This is a genomic window from Azorhizobium sp. AG788 (genome assembly GCF_004364705.1).
Classification (GTDB): domain Bacteria; phylum Pseudomonadota; class Alphaproteobacteria; order Rhizobiales; family Xanthobacteraceae; genus Azorhizobium; species Azorhizobium caulinodans.
The window spans coordinates 44,953-66,305 of record NZ_SOBM01000005.1 but is presented as its reverse complement, the minus strand read 5'-3'; the positions used below and the strand labels follow the sequence as shown (position 1 = coordinate 66,305).

Below are 21,353 nucleotides of genomic sequence, written 5' to 3'. Positions count from 1 at the left end.
GCAGGTGCGGGAGAGGGGAGGAGAGCCATGCTCCAGCGCATGGAACAGGCGCGGGCCGCGAGCCCCATTACCGAACTGCTCGACCGCAGCGTCGCCGCCTATGGCGGCAAGACCGCCCTGAATTTTCTCGGACGCTGCTGGACCTACGCCCAGCTTGGCGATCTCGTGGACCGCGCGGCGGCCGGCCTCCAGCGCCTCGGCGTCGTGCCCGGCACGCGGGTCGGGCTGTGCCTGCCCAACACGCCCTATTCGGTCATCTTCTATTTCGCCGTGCTCAAGGCCGGCGGCATCGTGGTGAACTTCTCGCCGCTCTATGTGGAACGCGAGCTGAAACACCAGATCCGCGATTCCGGCACGACCATCATGGTGGTGCCGGACCTCAGGATCATCCATTCCCGCGTCGCGGCCGTGGCCGAGGAAGCGGGGCTCAAGACGATCATCGTCTGCCCTTTCGCCGGCATTCTCTCCCCGCTCAAGGGGCTGCTGTTCAACCTGTTCAAGCGCAAGGACAAGGCGGTCTACGACACGTCGGACGGCCGGCACGTCACGCTGAAGACGCTGACCGCCGATGTTCCGGCGCTGAAGCCCGTTCTGGTGGATGCCGAGCGCGAGGTGGCGGTGCTGCAATATACCGGTGGCACCACCGGCGTCCCCAAGGGCGCCATGCTCACCCATGCCGCCGTGGCTTCCAACGCCCGTCAGGTCATCGACCATGTGGACTGCCTGACGCCGGGCGGCGAGCGGGTGCTCGGCGTGCTGCCGCTGTTCCATGTCTTCGCCATGACCACGGTCATGAACATTCCCATCGCGCTCGGCGCCGAGATCATCCTGGTGCCGCGCTTCCAGCTCGCGGACCTGCTGAAGACCATCGCCCGCACGCGGCCGACGCTGTTCCCCGGCGTGCCCACCATCTATGGCGCCATCAACAACGCGCCCGAGACCCAGCCGCAGGATCTCGCCTCCCTCAAGCTCTGCATTTCCGGCGGCGCGCCGCTGCCGGTGGAGGTGCGTCATCGCTTCGAGGCGCTCACAGGCTGCAAGCTGGTGGAGGGCTATGGCCTCAGCGAGACCTCGCCGGTGCTCACCGCCAACCCGCCGACCGGCATCATCAAGGACGGCTCGGTGGGCAAGGCGGTGCCGCAGACGGTGCTGGAGATTCGCAGCCTGGAAGACCCCACGCGCATTCTCGGCGTCGGCGAGAAGGGCGAGGTCTGCGCCCGCGGGCCGCAGGTCATGCTGGGCTACTGGAACCGCCCGGAAGAGACGCGGTCGGCCTTCGTGGACGGCGCCTTCCGCACCGGCGATGTCGGCTATGTGGATGCGGACGGCTATCTCTTCCTCGTGGACCGCATCAAGGACGTGATCCTTTGCGGTGGCTTCAACGTCTATCCGCGGATGATCGAGGAGGCGTTGTATCTCCACCCGGCCGTGGCCGAGGCGGTGGTCATCGGGGTGCCCGATCCCTATCGCGGGCAGGCGCCCAAGGCCTTCGTCACGCTCAAGGCCGGGGAAACGGTGACGGGCGATGATCTGCGGGCCTTCCTGACCAAGCAAGTCTCCAAGGTGGAAATGCCCAAGGAAGTCGAGGTGCGCGACAGCCTGCCGCGCACGCTGGTGGGCAAGCTCTCCAAGAAGGAACTGGTGGACGAGGAGCGCCAGCGGCACCCGCAGAGCTGAAACGCTGCGGCTGCTCCCGGCGGCGGGGCGTGGTATGGGGCGGGCGGCGCCGGCCGGCGCCGAACCGGTCCCACCCGAGGTTCGCCATGCTCTCCGACTGGTCCGTCGCGCGCGCGGCTGCCATTGCCTGCGCGGTCATTGCCCTGTTTCTCGCCGCCTGGGCCATCTCGGACGTGCTCCTGCTCGCCTTTGCTGCGATCCTCGTGGCGATCGGCCTGCACGGGCTCGCGGGCGCCGTCACCCGGTACACCGGCTGCCCGCCTCGCGCGGCCCTCGCCGTGGTGTGCCTGCTGGTGGCCGGCCTTCTCGGCGTCGTGGCCTATCTGTTCGGCAACATCATCAGCGCGCAGGTGCGCGAGCTGTTCCACCGCCTGCCGGCCGCGTGGGAGACATTCCAGGACGAATTCCACCTGCGCGGCATGGTGGATGACCTCATGCGCCGCGCCGAGGCGGCGGCCACGCCCTCCGGTGCCACGGTGCTCTCGGCGGTGCGCGGGGTAACGTCCAACATCGCCAACGTGCTGGTCGGAATCTTCCTGATCGTCGTCGGCGGGCTCTATTTCGCGATGCAGCCCCACTTCTACCGGCGCCTGCTGATTTCTCTCTTTTCCCCGCAGCATCAGGACGCGGCCGGACGCCGGGTGGATGGCATCGGCCAGTCGCTCCGCTGCTTCCTCCAGGCCCAGCTCATCGCCATGATCGTGGTGGGGCTGCTCTGCGGCATCGGCCTTGCCGTACTCGGCGTGCCTGCGGCATTGGCGCTCGGGCTTTTTGCCGGCCTCGCGGAATTCGTGCCCATGGTGGGGCCGGTGATGGCGGCCATTCCCGCGCTTCTGCTGGCGCTGACCGTGGGGATGGAGACCACTTTCTACACGCTGCTGCTCTTCCTCGTCGTCCAGCAGGTGGAGAGCAATATCATTTCGCCCTTGCTGCAGCAGGAACTGGTGTCGCTGCCGGCCGCCGTGACGCTGTTCTCGGTGGTCGCGTTCGGCACGCTGCTCGGCCCGCTCGGCCTGCTGCTGGCGACGCCGCTGACGGTTCTGGTCTTTGCGCTCTGCCGCCCCGACGACCACTGCGCCATCTGAGATGTCGGGGGGCGTTTGCGGGCGCCCCCGCGGCGTGTATGTTCGCGCGCCCTGCGGCTTCCGCTTCGGCCGGATCCCGTATCCGCTGCCGGAACGAGACGCGCGGGGCGGCGGCCTTGCCGCCGGGCCGGCCCGCCTGGGCCTGCCGCTTGGTTTTGAACCGGCCGCGTTGCCGCTGGCGCCCTGCCAGCGCGGCGGCTGAGGGCACGGGGATTAGAGTTTCATGGCCCGCGACACCACCGATGCGACGCCGATCCGCTCGCGCGACGAGCTCGTTGCCTATCTTGAAGCCGGCAACAAGCCGGAAGCGGCGTTCCGCATCGGGACCGAGCACGAGAAGATCCCCTTCACCCTCGGCCGGCACGAGCCGGTTCCCTATGAAGGCGACAAGGGAATCCGGGCGATTCTCGAAGGCATGCGGGACGTGCTCGGCTGGGACCCCATCATGGAAGGCCCGACCATCATCGGCCTTGCGGACCCCCGCGCCGGCGGCGCCATCTCGCTGGAGCCCGGCGGCCAGTTCGAGCTTTCGGGCGCGCCGCTTGTGTCCATCCATGAGACCTGTTCGGAGCTGAACACCCATCTTGCGCAGCTGCGCACGGTGGCCGAGCCGCTCGGCGTCGGCTTCCTCGGCCTCGGCATGAGCCCCAAGTGGAGCCGGGCGGAAACGCCCGTCATGCCCAAGGGCCGCTACAAGATCATGTCCGGCTACATGCCCAAGGTGGGCAAGCTCGGCCTCGACATGATGTTCCGCACCTGCACCGTGCAGGTGAACCTCGACTTCTCCTCCGAAGCCGACATGGTGCAGAAGCTGCGCGTCAGCCTCGCGCTCCAGCCCATCGCCACGGCGCTCTTTGCCAATTCGCCCTTCACCGAAGGGCGGCCGAACGGCTTCCTGACCTTCCGCTCCGAGATCTGGCGCGACACGGACAATGCGCGCTCCGGAATGCTGCCCTTCGCCTTCGAGGACGGCATGGGCTTCGAGCGCTATGTGGACTATGCGCTCGACGTGCCGATGTATTTCATCAAGCGCGGCGATGCCTATATCGACGTGGCCGGCTCGTCCTTCCGCGATCTGCTCGCCGGCCGCCATCCGGCGGTGCCGGGAGAGACCGCGACGCTTGCGGACTGGATCAACCACCTCTCCACCATCTTCCCCGAAGTCCGCCTCAAGCGGTATCTGGAGATGCGCGGCGCCGACGCGGGGCCGTGGGCCAAGCTCTGCGCGCTGCCGGCTCTCTGGGTCGGGCTGCTCTATGACCGGCAGAGCCTTGATGCCGCCTGGCAGCTCGCCAAGGACTGGACGGCCGAGGAGCGCCAGACCCTGCGTGATGAGGTGCCGCGGCTTGGGCTGAAGGCCACCATCGGCGGCCGCACCGTGCAGGACATCGCCCGCGACCTTCTTGCGCTTTCGCGCGCGGGTCTCGTCCGCCGCCGCCAGCTCGACAGCCAGGGCCGGGATGAAACGCGCTTCCTCGCGCCGCTGGAAGAGGTGGTCGCCACCGGCCGTACGCCTGCCGACGATCTGCTGTCGCGCTATCACGGCGTCTGGCAGGGCTCGGTGGAGCCGGTGTTCGAGGAACTCGCCTACTGATCCTGCTTTGGATCGCGTTCTGAAGGATCGGCGCGGCTATTCCGCCGCGTCGGCCTCGGTGAGATTGTCCAGCCCCTGAATGATGTGATGGGCGAGCGCCTCCGCGAGCGCCGAGGGCTCATGCGGGTTGCGCAGCAGGCCGATGTCGCAGGGCGGAAGCGGCGGGAAGCCTTCGGCCGCCCCCAGCACCCGCATGCCGGGGCGCAGGGCCGATTCGGGCACGACCGAGATGGCAAGGCCTGCCAGCACCGCGGCGGAAACCGCCCCATGGTTGGGGCTGCTGTAGAGAATGCGATAGCCGCGCTTTGACTTATGCAGGCCCGCCACCGCCACATCCCGCCACTGGCAGGTGGGCTGGCCGAGGGCGAGCGGCGTCGGCTCCTCCAGATGTGCGGAATGGCGGAGCGATCCCACCCACAGCAGGCGCTCGCGCCGGATTACCTGCACATTGCGGTTGGAGATGTCGGTGGCGGTGATGATGGCAAGGTCGATGGCCCCGGCCGCGATGCTCTCGTTCAGCCTTTGACTTGGCTCGCACACCACCGTCAGCTCGACGGAGGGATGGGTGCGGGAAAACCGGGCCATGATGTCGGGGAGATAGCGGTCGGCGTAATCGTCCGGCACGCCGAGGCAGACGCGGCCGGAGAGAGTCTGGTCGGTGAAGGCCGAGACCGCTTCCAAATTGAGCTTCACGATACGCCGGGCATAGTCCAGCAGCTTTTCGCCGTCCGGCGTCAGCCGCGAGGCGCGGCCGTCACGGGCAAAAAGCGGCCGTCCCACCCGGTCCTCCAGCCGCTTCATCTGCATGGAGACAGCGGACTGGGTCTTGTGTACGACCTCGGCCGCCTTGGTGAAGCTGCCGGTCTCCGCAATGGCGGCGAAGGTCCGCAAATGGTCGGCATCGAGCAGAACGGTCATGGCGCCAGCGTCCCGAAGTCATCACACACGATGATATGAGCGATGAATAACATTCGCTAGTCTGATTCATCGCTCTCGGACACAAGAGGAGCCAACCGCGGCGCAGCGAAATCGGGTGGCCCTCACCCGAGGCCTGGAGGAGTGATGGCGCGCCCCGGTGATGGAGAGCGACATGGCAACCTTCGGTGAAAACAGCAGCGCCTTCTATGCGCCCGTCAGCGTCCGTTTCGGCCTGGCGGCCCGTGCCCTCGTGCGGACGGTGCGCAATATCACCCGTGCCATGATCCATCGCCGGGATGTGGCCACCCTCGGGGAGATGAGCGACGCGATGCTGAAAGACATCGGCCTCGACCGCAGTGACCTGCGCGACGCGGCGGCATCCCCCTGGTGGAGCGATCCGACCGACGTCCTGGTGACCCGCTCCGTGGAGCGGCAGGCCGCCCGGCGACTCGTGCAGCGGGAGCTTCTGCGCCATCGCGGCCTGCCCGAAAAGGGCTGGTGATCGCGCGCACCGTTCCAGAATTCCAATGAGATTGCGGTCGCGCCCCTCGGGACCGCCGCCTTGCCCGCACCGTCCGGTGCGGGCTTTTTCGTATCCGCCTCAGCCCTTGCGGCCGCTGCTCCGGTCGAGCATCTGCGCCCAGACATCGAACGGGTAGAAGCCCGTCGGCCCCGAACTGCGGCTCGGATCAAAGGCGTTGAAGGCCGGCGGGCAGCCCTGCGTGAACAGCTTGGCGAAGAAGTCCTGGAACGGCAAAGCGGGATTCGCCGGTTCGGGCGGCGGGGGAGGGGGCGCCGGGGCGGCCTTCGGGGGCGGTGCCGCGGTCCAGCCCTGAGCCGGGATCTGGAAGGCTGCCATGGACGCGCTGATGGTTTCCGCCAGCGCCTGCCAGGGGTTGTTGCTGCGGGCGTTGGCGCCGCGCAGGCCGAAGGGCGACTGCACCATCATTTGGGCAAACGCATCCACCCACGGATTTCCCGTGGACTGGGGCGCCTGCTGGGCCTGCGGCGGCGAGATGAAATTGTTCAGCGCATCGACCCACGGATTGCCCGTGGGCAGTTGCTGCCCGCTGGCCCGCGCGAGGGAGGCCGCGAGCATCTGGCTCATGGCACCGGAGGCGGCCAGCGATTTGGCAAGACCGCCGAGCAGGAGCGTCGCAAAGGACGGCATCACCTGCTTCACCACGGCGGCAGCGAGGCCGGAGGACGAGGCCGCGTGGTCGGCGACCGCCTTGGCCACGTCGGGACTGCCGAACACGGCTTCCAGCACCGGATCGCCCGGCTTGGCGAGTTCCACGGGCTTCTGCGGCGGGTGCTCGTAGAGCCCGCCGTAGGGGCCGCTCATCATCAGGATGGTGAGATTCGCGAGGCTCTCGGGCGATTGCATGGCCCGCTGGAGCGCCACGGAGAAGGCCGGAATCAGCGCTTCCATCACGCGCTGCGTCTGCTGGGCCGAGAGGCCGTACAGGTTGGCGAGGTTCTCGACGCCGTGCCCGCCTTGGGCGGACTTCAGCAACTGGGTGAACTGATCCATGTATGGCCTCCCCTGAAGGAGACCCTACGCCATCACAGCGCCAAAATCACGGGTCGATGGCCGCCGCATCCTGCGGCGAGGACAAAGGCGGCATTTCCGCTGGCGCCGGGTGGCGGCCGGGCGCGGCCGGTGCACCTGAACGACCGATCTTCTCGATGAGCCGGAACGCGAACACCATGCCCGCGAGCCCGAAGGCCACGGCGCCGAGGCTCTGGCCGAGGATGACCCCGTTCGGCCCCATGAGCTGTCCCCCCGCCCAGGCGAAGGGCACCGTGCCAAGTGTCGCCCGGCCCCAGTTGAACAGCGTGGAGAACAGGGGCGCGCCGAGATTGTTGAAGGCGGCGTTGGAGACGAACAGGGCACCGAGGAACATGAAGCTGCCCGCCGAGACGAGGCAGAAGAACTCCACGATGCCGCGCCCCGCATCTGTCAGCCCGAAACCGGAGGCGATGGGGCCGCGGCCGAGCGCCATGGCCAGCCAGACGAGCAGGACGTAGCAGAGGATCAGCAGCAGGCTGTCGCGCAGCGTGGTGCGCAGCCGGTCGTAGCGGCCGGCACCGAGATTCTGGCCGAAGATGGGGCCGACAGCCCCAGTCAGCGCGAACAGCGGCCCGAACGCCACGGGAATGACGCGCCCGATCACCGCCCAGGCCGCCACCGCCTCGTCTCCGAAGGGGGCGAGGGCGGAGGTGACATAGGCATTGCCCACCGGGGTGGCCACATTGGTGAGGATGGCCGGCCAGGCGATGGACGCGATGGGGCGGAAGTTCTCGGCGATCATCCGCCGGGTCGGCCGCGTCAGCAGGCGATGGTGCTTGCCGCACCAGTAGAGGCCGGCGATGGCCATGAAGAGGCGGGAGGCCGAGCTCGCATAGGCAGCGCCATCAACCCCCAGATGGAGCACGAGGATCAGCAGCGGGTCCAGCAATGCGGTGACGATGCCGCCGCCGAGCGTCACCCACATGGAGCGGCTGGCATCGCCCGTCGCCCGCAGGATGCCGGAGGCGACCATGCCGAGGCCGAGCAGCGGCGTCGAGAGCGTGACCATGAACAGGAAGCGCTCGGCGATGGCGGCGGTGTGTCCGGTGGCGCCGAGGAGGCGGAGGAGGGGATGCAGCAGCGGCAGCGTCACCGCCGTCAGGATGAGGCAGGTGGCGAGCATCAGCACCGCCGCCGTAGTGGCGCGCTGGCGTGCCTCCCGCCGCCGCCCGGCGCCGAGCGCCCGCGAGACGGTGGCGGAGGCCGCGATCATGAGGCCGATGGTGACGGAGGTGACGAAGAACATCACCGTGCCCGCATAGCCGATGGCCGCCGCCAGTTCCGCCTCGCCCAGCAGCGAGATGTAGAAGAGGTTGAGCAGGTCCACCATGAACACGGCGACCAGCCCCACCGAGCCGGTGCCCGTCATGACCGCCACGTGGCGCATGATGGAACCGTGGGTGAAGGTGGGATGGGAACGGGCCATGGGAACCTTGGGGCGGGCGGGGGGCGGGTTCCGGATGCGATCAGGCTGACCGCGCCCGATCCGGCTCCGTGGGCCGGCGGGGGCGGACCATGCCCCAGACCGATGCGGAAGAACACCGCTGACGGCGGCGACCCGTCAGCCGGAGAATTCGGTCTCGTGGGTGAGCACGTCCTGCGCCTCGGGGTTGAGCGGGCGGGCGGGCTTCTCAGGCCGGGTAAGCGGCTCCGGCTCCACCTTGCGGGGCGTGAACTGGTCGAGGCCGGCGTAAAGGCCCTCCTCCATCTGGCGCAGCAGCCGCGCCCGGTCGCGCTCGCGCACCTCGGCGACGCGCTGGCGGGCGGTTTCCGTATCCAGCCCCAGCGATTCCAAGGTCCGCGTGCCGAAGGCGAAGGCCGATTCCAGCGTCTCACGGATCTCGAAATCCACGCCCTTGCGCAGGAGATCCATGGTGTGCACGCGGTCGAAGCTGCGCACGAAGAGGCGGGCCTGCGGCATGGAGGCCTTCACGATCTCCACGATGCGGGTGGCCGTGTCCTTGTCGTCCACGCACACCGCGATGACCTCGGCGGTCTCGGCGCCGGCGGCGCGCAGCACGTCGAGCCGCGTGCCGTCGCCATAATAGATATGCACGCCGAAGCGGCCGGCGCTCTGGATCATCTCCACATCGTTGTCGATGATGGTGACGCCGACATTCTCGGCGAGCAGGCACTGGGAGACCACCTGCCCGAAACGGCCGAAGCCGATCACGAGCACGCTGCCGTTGGCATCCGTGAAATCGTCCGGCTCGGGCTCCGGCGCATCCTTGCGCAGGCGCGGCAGCAGCACCTCAATGCCGGCGAAGGCGAGCGGACCGATCATCATCGTCACCGCGGCCGTAGCGGTGAGGAGAGAGGTCTGCTGCTGGTCGAGGATGCCGTTCGAGAGGGCGAGCGGGAACAGCACGAAGGCGAACTCGCCCGCCGGCATCAGCACGGCGCCCGCCCTGAGCCCGTCCGCGAGATCGCGGTGGTCGCCCCGATAGAGCACGAACACCACGGCGAACTTGATCGCCGTGATGACGAGAGCGCCGGAGAGCACGGGACCGAGGTAGGGAATGACAACCTTCAGGTCCAGCGACATGCCGACGCCCATGAAGAACAGCGCCAGCAGCAGCCCGCGGAAGGCGTCGATATTGGCTTCTAGCTCGTGCCGGAAGGTGCTTTCCGACAGCAGCAGGCCGGCAAGGAAGGCGCCCAGCGCCATGGACAGGCCGGCAAACGCCATGAGGCCCGCAGCGCCCATCACCACGAGGAGGGCGGCCGCCGTCATCGCCTCGCGCGCGCCGGTGCGGGCCAGCAGGCGGAACAGCGGATTGAGGAGATAGCGCCCCGCCACCACCACCACGGCGATGGCGCCGATCATGGCGCCGGCCTGGAGCAGCACGCCGGTAGGATTGCGCGGTGTCGCGGATTCGCCCGGCGCCAGCAGGGGCACCAGTGCCAGCAGCGGCACGATGGCGATGTCCTGCAACAGCAGGATGGAGAAGGCCCGCTGGCCATAGCCGGACGAGACGTCGCCACGCTCCGAGAGCAACTGGAGCGCGATGGAGGTGGCCGACATGGCGAGCGCGAGGCCCGAGATGACCGCCGCCGCCCAGCCGAAGCCGAGCAGCATTTCCACCACTGCGATCACTGCGCCGGTGAGCAGAAGCTGCGCCGTGCCGAGGCCGAAGATGTAGCGCCCCATGGAAAGGAGGCGGGAGGGCTGGAGCTCGAGGCCGATGAGGAAGAGCAGCAGGACGACGCCGAGCTCGGCCACCGTGATGACGGTGGAGGGGTCTGCCACGCTGAGGCCGGCCGGGCCGATGGCGACGCCGGCGGCGAGATAGCCGACCACCGGCGAAAGGCCGAGGCGGCGGGCGATGGGAACGGAAACGACGGCCGCGGCGAGGAAGGCGAGGGCGCTCAGGAAGAGCGTGTGTTCATCGCCATGCATCCGCTCCGTCTCCCCGCGGCCCGCCAGAGCATCCGTGGCGCCTCCCGCACTGCAGGGCGGCACCGGCCAGCGCTCTCTCTACCAAAGAATCGGAGACGGTGTCACGGCTTGGGACCAATGATCCCGCCGGTCGGCTCCATGGGCGTGCCTTTTGGAACCCAAGCATGGCCAAACCGTGCCGGCGGCGGAAAATCCGGCCCGCCGCGTGTGGATGGCGGGGGGCCGATGGCCCGGCTTATTTCAGGGCGTCGAAGCCGGGACCGAAGCCGTTGAGGCTCAGCGGAATGCCGATGCCTTCCTCGGGGGTCTGGAAGATGATGAAGGTGGCCATCTTGCCGGCGCGCAGGCGGCCGATGAGTGTGTCGTCCATCACCACCTCGGCGACGCAGCCGTTGGGCAGGCAGCGCACGAAGCCGGCGCGACCCACGTCCGCATCGTCGATCTTGAGGCCGAGGCCGGAGGGCAACAGCACGCCGAGGGGGGCGAGCACACGCAGCAGGCGGCTCTTCTGGTCGGCGGTGCGCAGGATAATGACGGTGAGGCCGACGTTGGGCCGGTCGTCCGCCTGCACGCTCTGGAGCAGGACGCACTGCTCGCTCTGGGCGCCGGGCGGCGTGTCGCAGCGGATCTGCCACTCGCCGAAGGTCTGCTTCACCACGCCCTGGGCGGAAGCGGGCGTCGCCTGGCTGACGCCGAGGAGCAGGCCGATGAGGGCGGCCGCCGGCGCAAGGGCGCGCATCCGGGGCAGCGCCGAGGCAATCAGGCGGAAGGGCAGCATGGGCATCACCAAACAGGGCTCCAGCCAAGCAAGCAGGATGCCTGCGGCCGTTGAAATGTCTCGTCTGTGCTTAAGGAGCCTGCCGTCCATGTCAAGAATGAGAACGCCCGGCTCCTTCTCCTGAGGATGTTTCCATCCCCGCGGCATGAAGCGTGAATCGGGTGGACGTTTTCTAAACGCCGGTGCCGATGCACATCCGCGGCGCCTTCCAATCCGACTTTGTGTCGCATGTGGGGCAGGGGTGTGCTGATTGCGGCTCGTCGCAAATTTGTGTTTGATGTAAATCAAGAAAGAAGCCAAAGCGCCGCTGTGCGGTAAAAGTGCACGGCAATCACGGGTTGTGTGCCCGGGCGTTTGGGCGCCAGGGAAGACACGTCCGGCGGCTCTGCCGCCCTCGGAGAGGGCCTAAGATGATTTCATTGCGCCGCGCCGGTGCGCTCGCTGTTGCTGCCTCCTGCTGGATGGGCCTGTCGCTTGCGGCCGCCCATGCGGGATTGGGGCAACCGTCCGACTGGCAGATGAACCTTCAGCAGGCGGCGACGCCGGTGATGGAGAGCATTCGCTCCTTCAACACTTTCCTGCTGGTGATCATCTCGTCCATCGTGCTGTTCGTGCTCGTGCTGCTGGCGATCTGCATCGTCCGCTTCAACGAGAAGGCCAATCCGGTCCCCTCCAAGACCACGCACAACACGCTGCTGGAAGTGGCCTGGACGGTCGTGCCGGTGATGATCCTGGTGGCGATCGCCATTCCCTCCTTCCGCCTGCTGCATCTCGAGCTGCACACGCCCGAGCCGGACATGACGGTGAAGGTGACGGGGCACCAGTGGTACTGGTCCTACGAATATCCCGACAATGGCGGTTTCGGCTTCGATTCGCTGATGGTTGCGGAGAAGGACCTGAAGCCCGGCCAGCCGCGCCTGCTGGCGGTGGACAATGAGGTGGTGGTGCCGGTGAACAAGGTGGTGCGCATCCACGTCACCAGCGCCGACGTCATCCACTCCTTCGCCGTGCCGTCCTTCGGCGTGAAGATCGACGCGATTCCGGGCCGCCTCAACGAGTCGTGGTTCAAGGCGACCAAGGAAGGCGTGTATTATGGCCAGTGCTCGGAGCTCTGCGGCCGCGACCACGCCTTCATGCCGCTGGCGGTGCGCGTGGTGAGCCAGCAGGATTTCGATGCCTGGCTGGCGCAGGCCAAGCAGAAGTTTGCTGACACGCAGGCGCCGGTGCCCACGCAGGTGGCGGACGCCGCCCCGGCGCGCTGAGCCTTCCGCCCGCCGTAGCATGCGGGCGGGCGATCTGACATTCGCGGGTGGCGCATCGCCATCCAGGGGCCGCCCCGGCGGCCCGCATCAGGGATCAGGGCAGGCCGCGAACGCCGACGGCGCCCTTCGGGATCGAGGACTGGACCATGGCCACTCAGGCAGCATCCTACGGCGCCCATGACGACCACGTGCCGACCGGCTGGCGGCGCTGGGTGTTCTCCACGAACAACAAGGACATCGGCATCATGTACCTGATCTTCGCCATCGTGGCGGGGATCGTGGGCGGCGCCCTGTCCATCGGCATCCGGCTGGAGCTCATGGAGCCCGGCCTCCAGTACTTCAAGAATCCGCAGACGTTTAACGTCTTCACCACGGGCCACGGCCTCATCATGATCTTCTTCATGGTGATGCCCGCGCTGATCGGCGGCTTCGGCAACTACTTCGTGCCGCTGATGATCGGCGCCCCCGACACCGCCTTCCCGCGCATCAACAACATCGCCTTCTGGCTGCTGGTGCCGGCCTTCGCGCTGGCCATCATGTCGCTGTTCGTGGAAGGCGCGGCGGGCTCCGACGGCTTCGGCGGCGGCTGGACCATCTATCCGCCGCTCTCCTCCAAGCTCGGCCATCCCGGCCCGGCCATGGATCTGCTCATCTTCTCGCTGCACGTGGCGGGCGCTTCGTCCATCCTCGGCGCGATCAATCTCATCACCACCATCTTCAACATGCGCGCCCCCGGCATGACGCTGCACAAGATGCCGCTGTTTGCCTGGGCGCAGCTCATCACCGCCTTCCTGCTGCTGCTGTCGCTGCCCGTGCTCGCCGGTGCCATCACCATGCTGCTGACGGACCGCAACTTCGGCACCACCTTCTTCGATCCGGCGGGCGGCGGCGATCCGATCCTGTTCCAGCACCTGTTCTGGTTCTTCGGCCACCCCGAGGTCTACATCCTCATCCTGCCGGGCTTCGGCATCATCTCGCACATCATCTCCACCTTCTCGCGCAAGCCCGTGTTCGGCTATCTCGGCATGGCCTATGCGATGGTGGCGATCGGCGTGGTGGGCTTCGTGGTGTGGGCGCACCACATGTACACGGTGGGCCTGTCAGCCTCGACACAGTCCTACTTCGTTGCCGCGACCATGATCATCGCGGTGCCGACGGGCGTGAAGATCTTCTCGTGGATCGCCACCATGTGGGGCGGCTCGCTGCAGTTCCGCACGCCCATGCTGTGGTCGATCGGCTTCATCTTCCTGTTCACGGTGGGCGGCGTGACCGGCGTCGTGCTGTCCAACGCCGGCATCGACCGCTCGCTGCACGACACCTATTACGTGGTGGCCCATTTCCACTACGTGCTCTCTCTCGGCGCCGTCTTCGCCATCTTCGCCGGCTGGTACTACTGGTTCCCGAAGATGAGCGGTTACATGATCCCGGAATTCTGGGGCAAGCTGCACTTCTGGGTCACGTTCATCGGCGTGAACATGGTGTTCTTCCCGCAGCACTTCCTCGGCCTTGCCGGCATGCCGCGCCGCTATGCGGACTATCCGGACGCCTTCGCCCACTGGAACTACATCTCCTCCATCGGCTCCTACATCTCGGGCGTCGCGGTGATCATCTTCCTCATCGGCACGGCGCTGGCCTTCGTCCGCAAGGAGAAGGCGGGCGACAATCCGTGGGGGGCGGGTGCCACCACCCTCGAGTGGACCCTTCCGTCTCCGCCGCCGTATCACCACTTCGAGGTGCTGCCGCGCATCAAGTGAGGTCCGCCGGACGGAGCAGGGGTCCGCCCCTGCTCCGTCCGGGTCCGCTCCGGCCATGCGCCGGACGCCGGTCACCTCCAGGGTGCGGGCGCGAGGGGCAGGGCTTCAGGGTTGCGTTGCCTCCCCTCTGGCGGCATTGAAGCGGGCCGGCCTCCGTTTTTTCCCGGAGGCCCAGTTCCGGCCCCAGCGTCCGGCACGGCGCCGGGCCGGACCCGGTGGATGAGAAGTCATGAGCGACGTGAGCGTAGGATTGAACGAGAATGCGGGGCGCAGCCTCGCACCGCAGGCCTCGGAAGGGCTTGGAACCCCGCGGGACTACATCTCCCTGCTGAAGCCGCGCGTGATGTCGCTGGTGATCTTCACCGCGCTCGTCGGTCTCGTGCGCGCGCCTGATCACGTTCATCCCGTCATCGCCTTCACCGCCATTCTCTGCATCGCGGTCGGCGCCGGTGCCGCCGGTGCGCTCAACATGTGGTGGGACGCGGACATCGACGCCGTCATGTCCCGCACCCAGCGCCGCCCCATTCCGGCCGGCCGCGTCACGCCGCGGGAGGCGCTCGCCTTCGGCCTGACGCTGGCCGCCTTCTCGGTGGTCGTGCTGGGCCTCCTGGTGAATGTGCTGGCCGGCGCGCTGCTGGCCTTCACCATCTTCTTCTACGTGGTGGTCTACACCATGTGGCTGAAGCGCTCGACCCCTCAGAACATTGTCATCGGCGGGCTTGCGGGCGCGTTGCCGCCCATGGTCGCCTGGGCGGCCGCTTCGGGCAGCATCAGCCTCGAGAGCGTCATCCTTGTCGCCATCATCTTCTTCTGGACCCCGCCGCACTTCTGGGCGCTGTCCCTCTATCGGGCGGATGACTATGCCCGCGCCGGCGTGCCCATGCTGCCGGTGACGGCGGGGCCGGACGAGACGCGCAAGCAGATCCTGCTCTACACGCTCTTCCTCGTGCCGCTGGCCCTCTCCCCGGTGATGCTGGGCGAGGCGGGCCTCGCTTATGGCGTGGTCGCGGGCGTCACCGGCCTCGGCATGCTGCTGCTGGCGGTGAATGTCTATCGCCGCCGCACCGGCCCCGCCGCCGTCACCGCCGCCAAGAAGCTCTTCGGCTTCTCCATCCTGTATCTGTTCCTGCTGTTCGCCACCCTTCTGGCGGAAGCGCTGGTGAGGGGGATGTGAGCCCTTGGGTCAGACGGTGAAGCGAAAGCCGGCCCCGCCGCCGGAGCGCAAGACGCCTCCGGCGCCGCCGCCCCCCGAGGACGGCGTGGTGCTGACCCCGGAGCAACTGCGCCGGCGGCGCGCCCGCTCCATCGCGATCGCTTCCGTGCTCGGCTTCCTGGTGATCCTCTTCTACGTGGTCACCATCGTGAAGCTGGGACCCGGCGTGGTGTTGAACCGACCCTTGTGAGGTAGCCATGGACACGCGCGAGACCGCCGAGAAGACCGCCGGGGCCGAGCCCTCCGCCGATGTCTCGCGCGCGCCTCGTGCCTCCCGCCGCAACGGCCGGGTCGTGGTCGGATGTGTGCTCTTCGTCGCTGCCATGGTGGGCGTGACCTACGCCTCGGTGCCGCTCTATCGCGCCTTCTGCAGCATGACCGGCTTCGGCGGCGCCACGCGCACCGCCGAAGGGGCGGCGACCAAGGTGCTGGATCGCAAGATCACCGTGCGCTTCGATGGCAACGTCGCCCCCGGCCTGCCGTGGGACTTCCGGCCCGAAGCCACCAGCACCGAGGTGAAGGTCGGCGAGACCAGCATGGCCTATTACTTCGCGGCCAGCCGCGGCAGGTCCGAGACCTATGCCAACGCAACCTATAATGTGATGCCCTCCACGGCGGGCGCCTATTTCGTGAAGCTGCAGTGCTTCTGCTTCAACGAGCAGAAGCTGGAGGCCGGCGAGAAGGTGGACATGCCCGTGGTCTTCTACATCGACCCCGCCATCGCGGATGATCCGGAGATGGACGGGCTCACCACCATCACCCTGTCCTACACCTTCTTCCCGGCGGCGGCGCAGGCTGCCGCGCCCGCTCCGAAGCAGAAGGTGCCCATGTGACGACGGGGCCCATGTGACGATCGGGTCCCTGACGCGGGGCGTGGCATCTCGCCGCGCCGAGGACACGCAAGGGTTTCAAGACTAACCATCCGCGCCAGATCGGCGCAGATGTGGCATACTGGAAACGGGATAGAAGGGGAGGCCGCGTCAGATGGCCGAAGGACACGCCAAGCATCACGATTACCACGTGGTCGATCCGAGCCCGTGGCCGATCATCGGAGCCATCGCCGCCTTCGTCGGCGCGTCCGGCGCGGTGCTGTGGATGCACGGCGGCTCGGCGCTGCCCATGTCGCTGGGCCTGCTCGGCATCTGCTACACCATGTTCGGCTGGTGGCGCGACATCGTGCGCGAAGGCCATATTGGCTTCCACACGAACGTGGTCCAGATCGGATTCCGCTACGGTACGATCCTCTTCATCGCCTCCGAGGTGATGTTCTTCGTCGCCTGGTTCTGGGCCTTCTTCGATGCCTCGCTCTTCACCGGCGAGGCCATCAACTACCAGCGGATGGAGTTCACCGGCGGCGTGTGGCCCCCCAAGGGCATCGAGCCGCTCTCGCCCTGGCACCTGCCACTGCTCAACACCCTTATCCTGCTCACCTCCGCCACTACCCTCACCTGGGCGCACCATGCCCTGCTCGAAGGCGACCGGCAGGGCGTGAAGTGGGGCCTGTGGTGCACCGTCGGCCTTGGGCTGATCTTCAGCCTCTGCCAGGCCTACGAGTATCTCCACGTTCACTTCGCCTTCTCGGGCAACATCTACGGCGCCACCTTCTTCATGGCGACGGGCTTCCACGGCTTCCACGTCATCGTCGGCACCATCTTCCTGATCGTCTGCCTGCTGCGGGTCTATCTCGGCGACTTCACGCCGCAGAAGCACTTCGGCTTCGAGGCGGCGGCCTGGTACTGGCACTTCGTGGACGTGGTCTGGCTGTTCCTCTTCACCTTTATCTATGTGTGGGCAGCCGCCGGCCACGGCGGGCACTGATCCTGCGCCACATCCGGAAAAAGGGGCGGCGCATCGGCCGCCCCTTTTTGCTGCCGGCGGAGGTCCCATGAATTCCGAGCATTATTACGAGCCGGTCTCCCCGATCGCCGCCGGCCTTGCCTGCCGCTGCCCCCGCTGCGGCCGGGGCAAGCTCTACAAGGGCTTCCTCGATCTCGCCCCGCGCTGCGAGGCCTGCGGTCTCGACTATGGCTTCATTGATGCCGGCGACGGGCCGGCCGTGTTCGTCATCCTCATCGGCGGCGCGCTGGTGGTGGTGCTGGCGCTGTGGGTGGAGGTGAAGTACGAGCCGCCCCTCTGGCTGCATGCACTCCTCTGGATCCCGGCCATCCTCGGCGTGACGCTCGGGCTGCTGCGCCCCTTCAAGGCGGTGCTGATCGCCCTGCAATATCGCAACAAGGCCGCGGAGGGCCGGCTGAGCGGCGGAGACGGGCCACCGTGACGGACGCCCTGGAAGCGGAGCGGCCACCGGCGGGGCGTATCTGGCCGCTGCTGCTGGCCGCCGGCTGCGCCTTCCTCATACTCATCGGCCTTGGCACGTGGCAACTGGAGCGGCGGGCGTGGAAGCTGAACCTCATCCGCCAGGTGGACAGCCGGGTCGAGGCACCGCCTCACGCACTGCCGCCGCCCTCGGGCTGGGCGGGCCTCACGCGGGCGCGGGACGAATATGACCATGTGACCGCCACCGGCACGTTCGACCACGGCAAGGAAACGCTCATCTACACCGTGCTCTCGGATGCGGCGGGGCCGCAGAAGGGGCCGGGCTTCCTCGTGGTGACGCCGCTGCATCTGGCGGGAGGCGGCGCGGTGCTCGTCAATCGCGGCTTCGTGCCCGAGGCGGCGCGTGCGCCAGCCCAGCGGGCGGCGGGGCAGGTGGCGGGCCAAGTGACCGTCACCGGCCTGCTGCGCTTTCCCGAGGAGGCGAGCTATTTCGTCCCCGCCAACGATCCCGCCCGCAATGCCTGGTATCGCCGCGATCCCGTGGAAATCGCCGCCGCGCGGGGGCTCGCCGACGCCGCGCCGTTCCTGATCGATGCCGACGGCACGCCCAATCCCGGCGGGCTGCCGCAGGGCGGCGAGACGCGCCTCGCCTTCTCCAACCGGCATCTGGAATACGCTTTGACCTGGTACGGGCTCGCGGCCGCCCTCGTCGGCGTCACCGTCGCCTACCTGCTGCTGCGCCGCCGCGCGCATCGTGCGGCTTCCTGAGGACACGCATGCCGCCCGACCTTCCCCACGCCAGCCCCGTCCGCCAAGATGCGGCGCGGAGGACGCAGAATGGCGCGCACGGATGCGATCGTACTCGGGGCGGGAATCGTCGGCGTCAGCGCCGCCCTGCATCTTCGCGAACGCGGGCTCTCGGTCACGCTGATCGACCGTGCGCAGCCCGGCGAAGGCACCTCCTTCGGCAATGCGGGCGTCATCGAGGGCAGCGGCCTCCTGCCCACCTCCTTGCCCTACGACCCGGTGGTGCTGCTGAAGCATGCGCTCAAGCTCTCGCCCCAGAGCAACTACCGGCTTGGGGCGCTGCCGGGGCTCGCGTCGTGGCTCATCGCCTATTTCAAGGCCTCCGCGCCGGCGGCGCAGGCGAACATCGCCCGCGACCTGCGCCCTTTGATGGCGCAGGCGCGAGGTGAGCATCGCCGGCTGGCGGAAGAGGCGGGCGTGCCGGGCCTGCTGTCGCCCACCGGCTATCTGAAGGTCTATCGCACCGCCGCCGATTTCGCCGCCACCTCCACCGAGCGGCAATTGGCGGACGACCTCAACATCCCCTTCCGGGTACTGGACGAAGCGGGCGCCCGCGCCCTGGAGCCGCTGCTGACGGGGCCGTTCGCCGCCGCCATCCACTGGCCGGATTGCGACAATGTGAGCGATCCCGGCGGGCTGGTGAAAGCCTATGCCCGGCTGCTGGAGCGGCGGGGGGGCCTGCTCGTGCGCGGGGATGCCCGCAGCCTCCGGCGCAGCGGCAGCCTCTGGCGCGTGGAGACCGCGGAGGGGCCCGTGGATGGCCAGATCGCCGTGGTGGCGCTCGGCCCCTGGAGCCTCGATGCGCTGAAGGGCCTCGGCCTCCCCCAGCCGCTGCCGCTGGCGGTGAAGCGCGGCTACCACATCCATTTCGAGCCGAAGCCGGGCCAGCTTCTCAACCGTGGCATCGTCGATCGCGCCGGCGGTTTCGCCCTGCAGGGCACCAAGAGCGGCATCCGGGCCACCACGGGCATCGAATTCGCCCGCCGGGATGATCCGGCGACCCATCGGCAGGTCCGGCAGGTGATTGCCGGCGTGCGCCGTCTCGTGGACGTGGGTCCGCAGGTTCACGCCGAGCCGTGGCTCGGCTTCCGGCCCGCCTTTCCGGATTCCAAGCCGGTGATCGGCCGGGCGCCCGGCCATGCCGATCTCTTCCTCGATTTTGGCCACAGCCACTGGGGCCTGACGCTCGGTCCCGTCTCGGGCCGCCTGCTGGCGGATCTGGTGATGGGCGTCACGCCCTTCACCGATCCGACGCCGTTCTCGCCCGCGCGTTTCGCCGCCGCCTGAGGGCGGCCCGCGTCAGCGGGTGTAGAAGGCGGCCGGCCGCTTGCCTTCGCGGAAATAGCCATAGAGCGCCGCGACGCCCGCCGCTTGCACCAGAAGGCCCGGCAGCAGCGCGGCGAGGTCCATGAAGGTCACGTCGCCGGGCGTGATCATGCTGCGGATGGAAAACTGGCAGAAGGCGGTGACGGCCACCCACACCGCCAGCGCCAGCGGCACGAGCGTCAGCGCATGGCGTGAGCGCAGGATGGTGAGCGCCACCGTCGTCACCGCCCAGACATAGAGAACGAATTGCGGCACGAGGCCGAGCCGCAGCATCTGCGCGGAGGCGGACGAGCCGGAAAACGAATCCGCAATGGCGGAGAAGGCTCCCTGCGGCCCCATGGCCGAGATGAGCGTGAACAGGCCGGCCAGCGGAACGGCGGTGATGCCGCAGGCGCACCAGAAGATGATGGCCAGCAGGCCGCCGAGGGCGCCGGGCTGCGCGGAGCGGCGGCGGGGCTTCGGGATCGGCGGCAAGGCGGACATGGCGGCTCCTGAAGAGGCGAGGCTCCAGGTCGGAGCCGGTTCGCGGCTGATCTAGCACAGGACGGCGCGAAATCAGCCTCGTCCCCGCACCGCGCCCGGAAACAGGTCGCGCCAGGCGGGCTGCGCGCCAGCGAAGGGCAGGGCCGTCGCCTCATAGACCGCCCGTGCCACTGCCCGCGCCAGCACCGCCGCCGCCGTGGCGCCGATGGCGAGGAGATCGCCGATGGGGTCCGAGAGCGTCGCCTGCCCGGTGGCCAGAGCGAAGACGCAGTCGCCATCGAGCGGCGTGTGGACGGGATAGAGCGAGAGGGCGAGCCCATCCTGCGCCATCACCGCGAAGTGGCGGGTCTGGGCGCTGGTGAGATCGGCATCCGTCGCGACGACCGCGATGGTGGTGGCGGTCTTCGGCGTCGTGCCCTTGAGATGGATGCCGCCGCCGTCCGCCGGGAGCGGCACGGGCAGGCCGAGGCCGCCGAACTCGCCGTTGCGCTCGAAGGGGGCGGCGCGGAAATGCGGACCCTCGCCCATGAGCGGGCAGCCCAACGCGTTCACCGCCACCAGCGCGCCCACGCGATGGCCGGTCGGCGCGATCGCGGAGGCCGAGCCGAGGCCGCCCTTCATCCGGGCAGTGGTGGCGCCCGTGCCGGCTCCGACGCTGCCGAGGGCGAAGTCTTCGCCCGCCGCCTCGCCGGCCGCGTAGCCGAGGTCGCGATAGGGTGAATGCCGGCCCCAGTGCTTGTCGCCGCCGTTCAGGAGATCGAACAGGATGGCCGAGGGCACGATGGGGACGCGGATGTCCTTCACCAGATAGCCGCGCCCGTGCGCCGCGAGCCAGCTCGTCACGCCGGAGGCGGCGTCGAGCCCATAGGCCGAGCCGCCGGAAAGCACGATGGCGTCCACATGGGGCACGGTGGCGGCGGGGTCGAGCAGGTCCGTCTCGCGCGTGCCCGGCGCGCCGCCGCGCACGTCCACCGCCGCTACGGCGGGCGGATGGCACAGGATGGCGGTGACGCCGGAGCCGAGCTTCAGGTCGGTGGCATGGCCCACCGTCAGGCCGGGCACGTCGGTGAGGAGATTGCGCATGGCGGCACCGGGGAATCAGGACAGGACGGCAGGGTAGGGCGGGAGGGCGCGGCTTCACAACGCGGGGAGGCACGGGGCGCAGGGCTTGCCGCTGGCGCGCGATGGGGCCAAGACACGGGAGCC

At 68.4% G+C, this 21,353-nt stretch carries 20 protein-coding genes; 13 read left to right on the top strand and 7 right to left on the bottom strand.

Annotated features, from left to right (window positions below):
- Nucleotides 1-27 precede the first annotated feature (27 nt).
- The 3 genes from DFO45_RS13910 (at nucleotide 28) to DFO45_RS13900 (ending at nucleotide 4,356) form a co-directional block, all read left to right on the top strand.
- Nucleotides 28-1,677, top strand: a complete 1,650-nt coding sequence (locus DFO45_RS13910; RefSeq protein WP_133865343.1) for a long-chain fatty acid--CoA ligase — start codon at nucleotides 28-30, stop codon at nucleotides 1,675-1,677.
- 86 nt (nucleotides 1,678-1,763) lie between these two features.
- Nucleotides 1,764-2,762 carry an AI-2E family transporter gene (locus DFO45_RS13905; RefSeq protein ID WP_133865342.1) on the top strand — a complete coding sequence of 333 codons (999 nt, stop codon included), beginning with the start codon at nucleotides 1,764-1,766 and terminating at the stop codon, nucleotides 2,760-2,762.
- A gap of 223 nt (nucleotides 2,763-2,985) precedes the next feature.
- A complete protein-coding gene (locus DFO45_RS13900) occupies nucleotides 2,986-4,356 on the top strand; it encodes a glutamate--cysteine ligase (protein ID WP_133865341.1) in 1,371 nt (456 codons plus the stop codon).
- A gap of 36 nt (nucleotides 4,357-4,392) precedes the next feature.
- Here the strand turns inward: DFO45_RS13900 and DFO45_RS13895 are convergent, their stop codons facing one another.
- A complete protein-coding gene (locus DFO45_RS13895; RefSeq protein WP_012171490.1) occupies nucleotides 4,393-5,274 on the bottom strand; it encodes a LysR substrate-binding domain-containing protein in 882 nt (293 codons plus the stop codon).
- 172 nt (nucleotides 5,275-5,446) lie between these two features.
- Between DFO45_RS13895 and DFO45_RS13890 the strand changes: the two genes are divergently transcribed.
- Nucleotides 5,447-5,776: a DUF1127 domain-containing protein gene (locus tag DFO45_RS13890; protein ID WP_158304124.1), complete on the top strand. Its 330-nt coding sequence runs from the start codon at nucleotides 5,447-5,449 to the stop codon at nucleotides 5,774-5,776.
- Nucleotides 5,777-5,875: 99 nt separating this feature from the next.
- Here DFO45_RS13890 and DFO45_RS13885 read toward each other — a convergent pair whose 3' ends face one another.
- From DFO45_RS13885 to DFO45_RS13870, 4 genes are all read right to left on the bottom strand, one after another.
- Nucleotides 5,876-6,808 (bottom strand): DUF937 domain-containing protein, encoded by a 933-nt coding sequence (locus tag DFO45_RS13885; RefSeq protein ID WP_133865340.1) that lies wholly within the window; start codon nucleotides 6,806-6,808, stop codon nucleotides 5,876-5,878.
- Nucleotides 6,809-6,854: 46 nt separating this feature from the next.
- Nucleotides 6,855-8,273: an MATE family efflux transporter gene (locus tag DFO45_RS13880; RefSeq protein WP_133865339.1), complete on the bottom strand. Its 1,419-nt coding sequence runs from the start codon at nucleotides 8,271-8,273 to the stop codon at nucleotides 6,855-6,857.
- Between the two features lie 135 nt (nucleotides 8,274-8,408).
- On the bottom strand, nucleotides 8,409-10,247 hold the full coding sequence (locus tag DFO45_RS13875; protein WP_043879439.1) for a monovalent cation:proton antiporter-2 (CPA2) family protein: 1,839 nt from the start codon (nucleotides 10,245-10,247) through the stop codon (nucleotides 8,409-8,411).
- Between the two features lie 235 nt (nucleotides 10,248-10,482).
- Complete coding sequence (locus DFO45_RS13870) at nucleotides 10,483-11,025, bottom strand: invasion associated locus B family protein (RefSeq protein WP_245518094.1); 543 nt, start codon at nucleotides 11,023-11,025, stop codon at nucleotides 10,483-10,485.
- Nucleotides 11,026-11,486: 461 nt separating this feature from the next.
- Between DFO45_RS13870 and coxB the strand changes: the two genes are divergently transcribed.
- The 9 genes from coxB (at nucleotide 11,487) to DFO45_RS13825 (ending at nucleotide 19,625) form a co-directional block, all read left to right on the top strand.
- The gene (coxB, locus tag DFO45_RS13865; protein WP_244421866.1) at nucleotides 11,487-12,287 is read left to right on the top strand and encodes a cytochrome c oxidase subunit II; all 801 of its coding nucleotides are present in this window, start codon (nucleotides 11,487-11,489) and stop codon (nucleotides 12,285-12,287) included.
- 146 nt (nucleotides 12,288-12,433) lie between these two features.
- Nucleotides 12,434-14,041, top strand: a complete 1,608-nt coding sequence (gene ctaD / locus DFO45_RS13860) for a cytochrome c oxidase subunit I (protein ID WP_043879436.1) — start codon at nucleotides 12,434-12,436, stop codon at nucleotides 14,039-14,041.
- A gap of 238 nt (nucleotides 14,042-14,279) precedes the next feature.
- Complete coding sequence (gene cyoE / locus DFO45_RS13855; RefSeq protein ID WP_245518122.1) at nucleotides 14,280-15,215, top strand: heme o synthase; 936 nt, start codon at nucleotides 14,280-14,282, stop codon at nucleotides 15,213-15,215.
- Between the two features lie 4 nt (nucleotides 15,216-15,219).
- Nucleotides 15,220-15,444, top strand: coding sequence for a hypothetical protein (locus DFO45_RS13850; RefSeq protein ID WP_012171481.1), 225 nt, complete (start codon nucleotides 15,220-15,222; stop codon nucleotides 15,442-15,444).
- Nucleotides 15,445-15,451: 7 nt separating this feature from the next.
- Nucleotides 15,452-16,087, top strand: coding sequence for a cytochrome c oxidase assembly protein (locus DFO45_RS13845; protein WP_133865335.1), 636 nt, complete (start codon nucleotides 15,452-15,454; stop codon nucleotides 16,085-16,087).
- A 151-nt stretch (nucleotides 16,088-16,238) separates the two neighbouring features.
- Nucleotides 16,239-17,072, top strand: a complete 834-nt coding sequence (locus tag DFO45_RS13840) for a cytochrome c oxidase subunit 3 (RefSeq protein ID WP_012171479.1) — start codon at nucleotides 16,239-16,241, stop codon at nucleotides 17,070-17,072.
- A 67-nt stretch (nucleotides 17,073-17,139) separates the two neighbouring features.
- Nucleotides 17,140-17,532, top strand: coding sequence for a DUF983 domain-containing protein (locus tag DFO45_RS13835; RefSeq protein ID WP_012171478.1), 393 nt, complete (start codon nucleotides 17,140-17,142; stop codon nucleotides 17,530-17,532).
- Nucleotides 17,529-18,299 (top strand): SURF1 family protein, encoded by a 771-nt coding sequence (locus tag DFO45_RS13830; RefSeq protein ID WP_245518093.1) that lies wholly within the window; start codon nucleotides 17,529-17,531, stop codon nucleotides 18,297-18,299. Before DFO45_RS13835 ends, DFO45_RS13830 begins: the two co-directional genes overlap by 4 nt.
- A 69-nt stretch (nucleotides 18,300-18,368) precedes the next feature.
- Nucleotides 18,369-19,625, top strand: coding sequence for an FAD-binding oxidoreductase (locus DFO45_RS13825; protein ID WP_166657129.1), 1,257 nt, complete (start codon nucleotides 18,369-18,371; stop codon nucleotides 19,623-19,625).
- A 12-nt stretch (nucleotides 19,626-19,637) separates the two neighbouring features.
- Here DFO45_RS13825 and DFO45_RS13820 read toward each other — a convergent pair whose 3' ends face one another.
- Both DFO45_RS13820 and DFO45_RS13815 read right to left on the bottom strand, forming a co-directional pair.
- Nucleotides 19,638-20,147, bottom strand: coding sequence for a hypothetical protein (locus DFO45_RS13820; protein WP_133865333.1), 510 nt, complete (start codon nucleotides 20,145-20,147; stop codon nucleotides 19,638-19,640).
- Nucleotides 20,148-20,219: 72 nt separating this feature from the next.
- Complete coding sequence (locus DFO45_RS13815) at nucleotides 20,220-21,230, bottom strand: P1 family peptidase (protein ID WP_133865332.1); 1,011 nt, start codon at nucleotides 21,228-21,230, stop codon at nucleotides 20,220-20,222.
- Nucleotides 21,231-21,353: the final 123 nt, after the last annotated feature.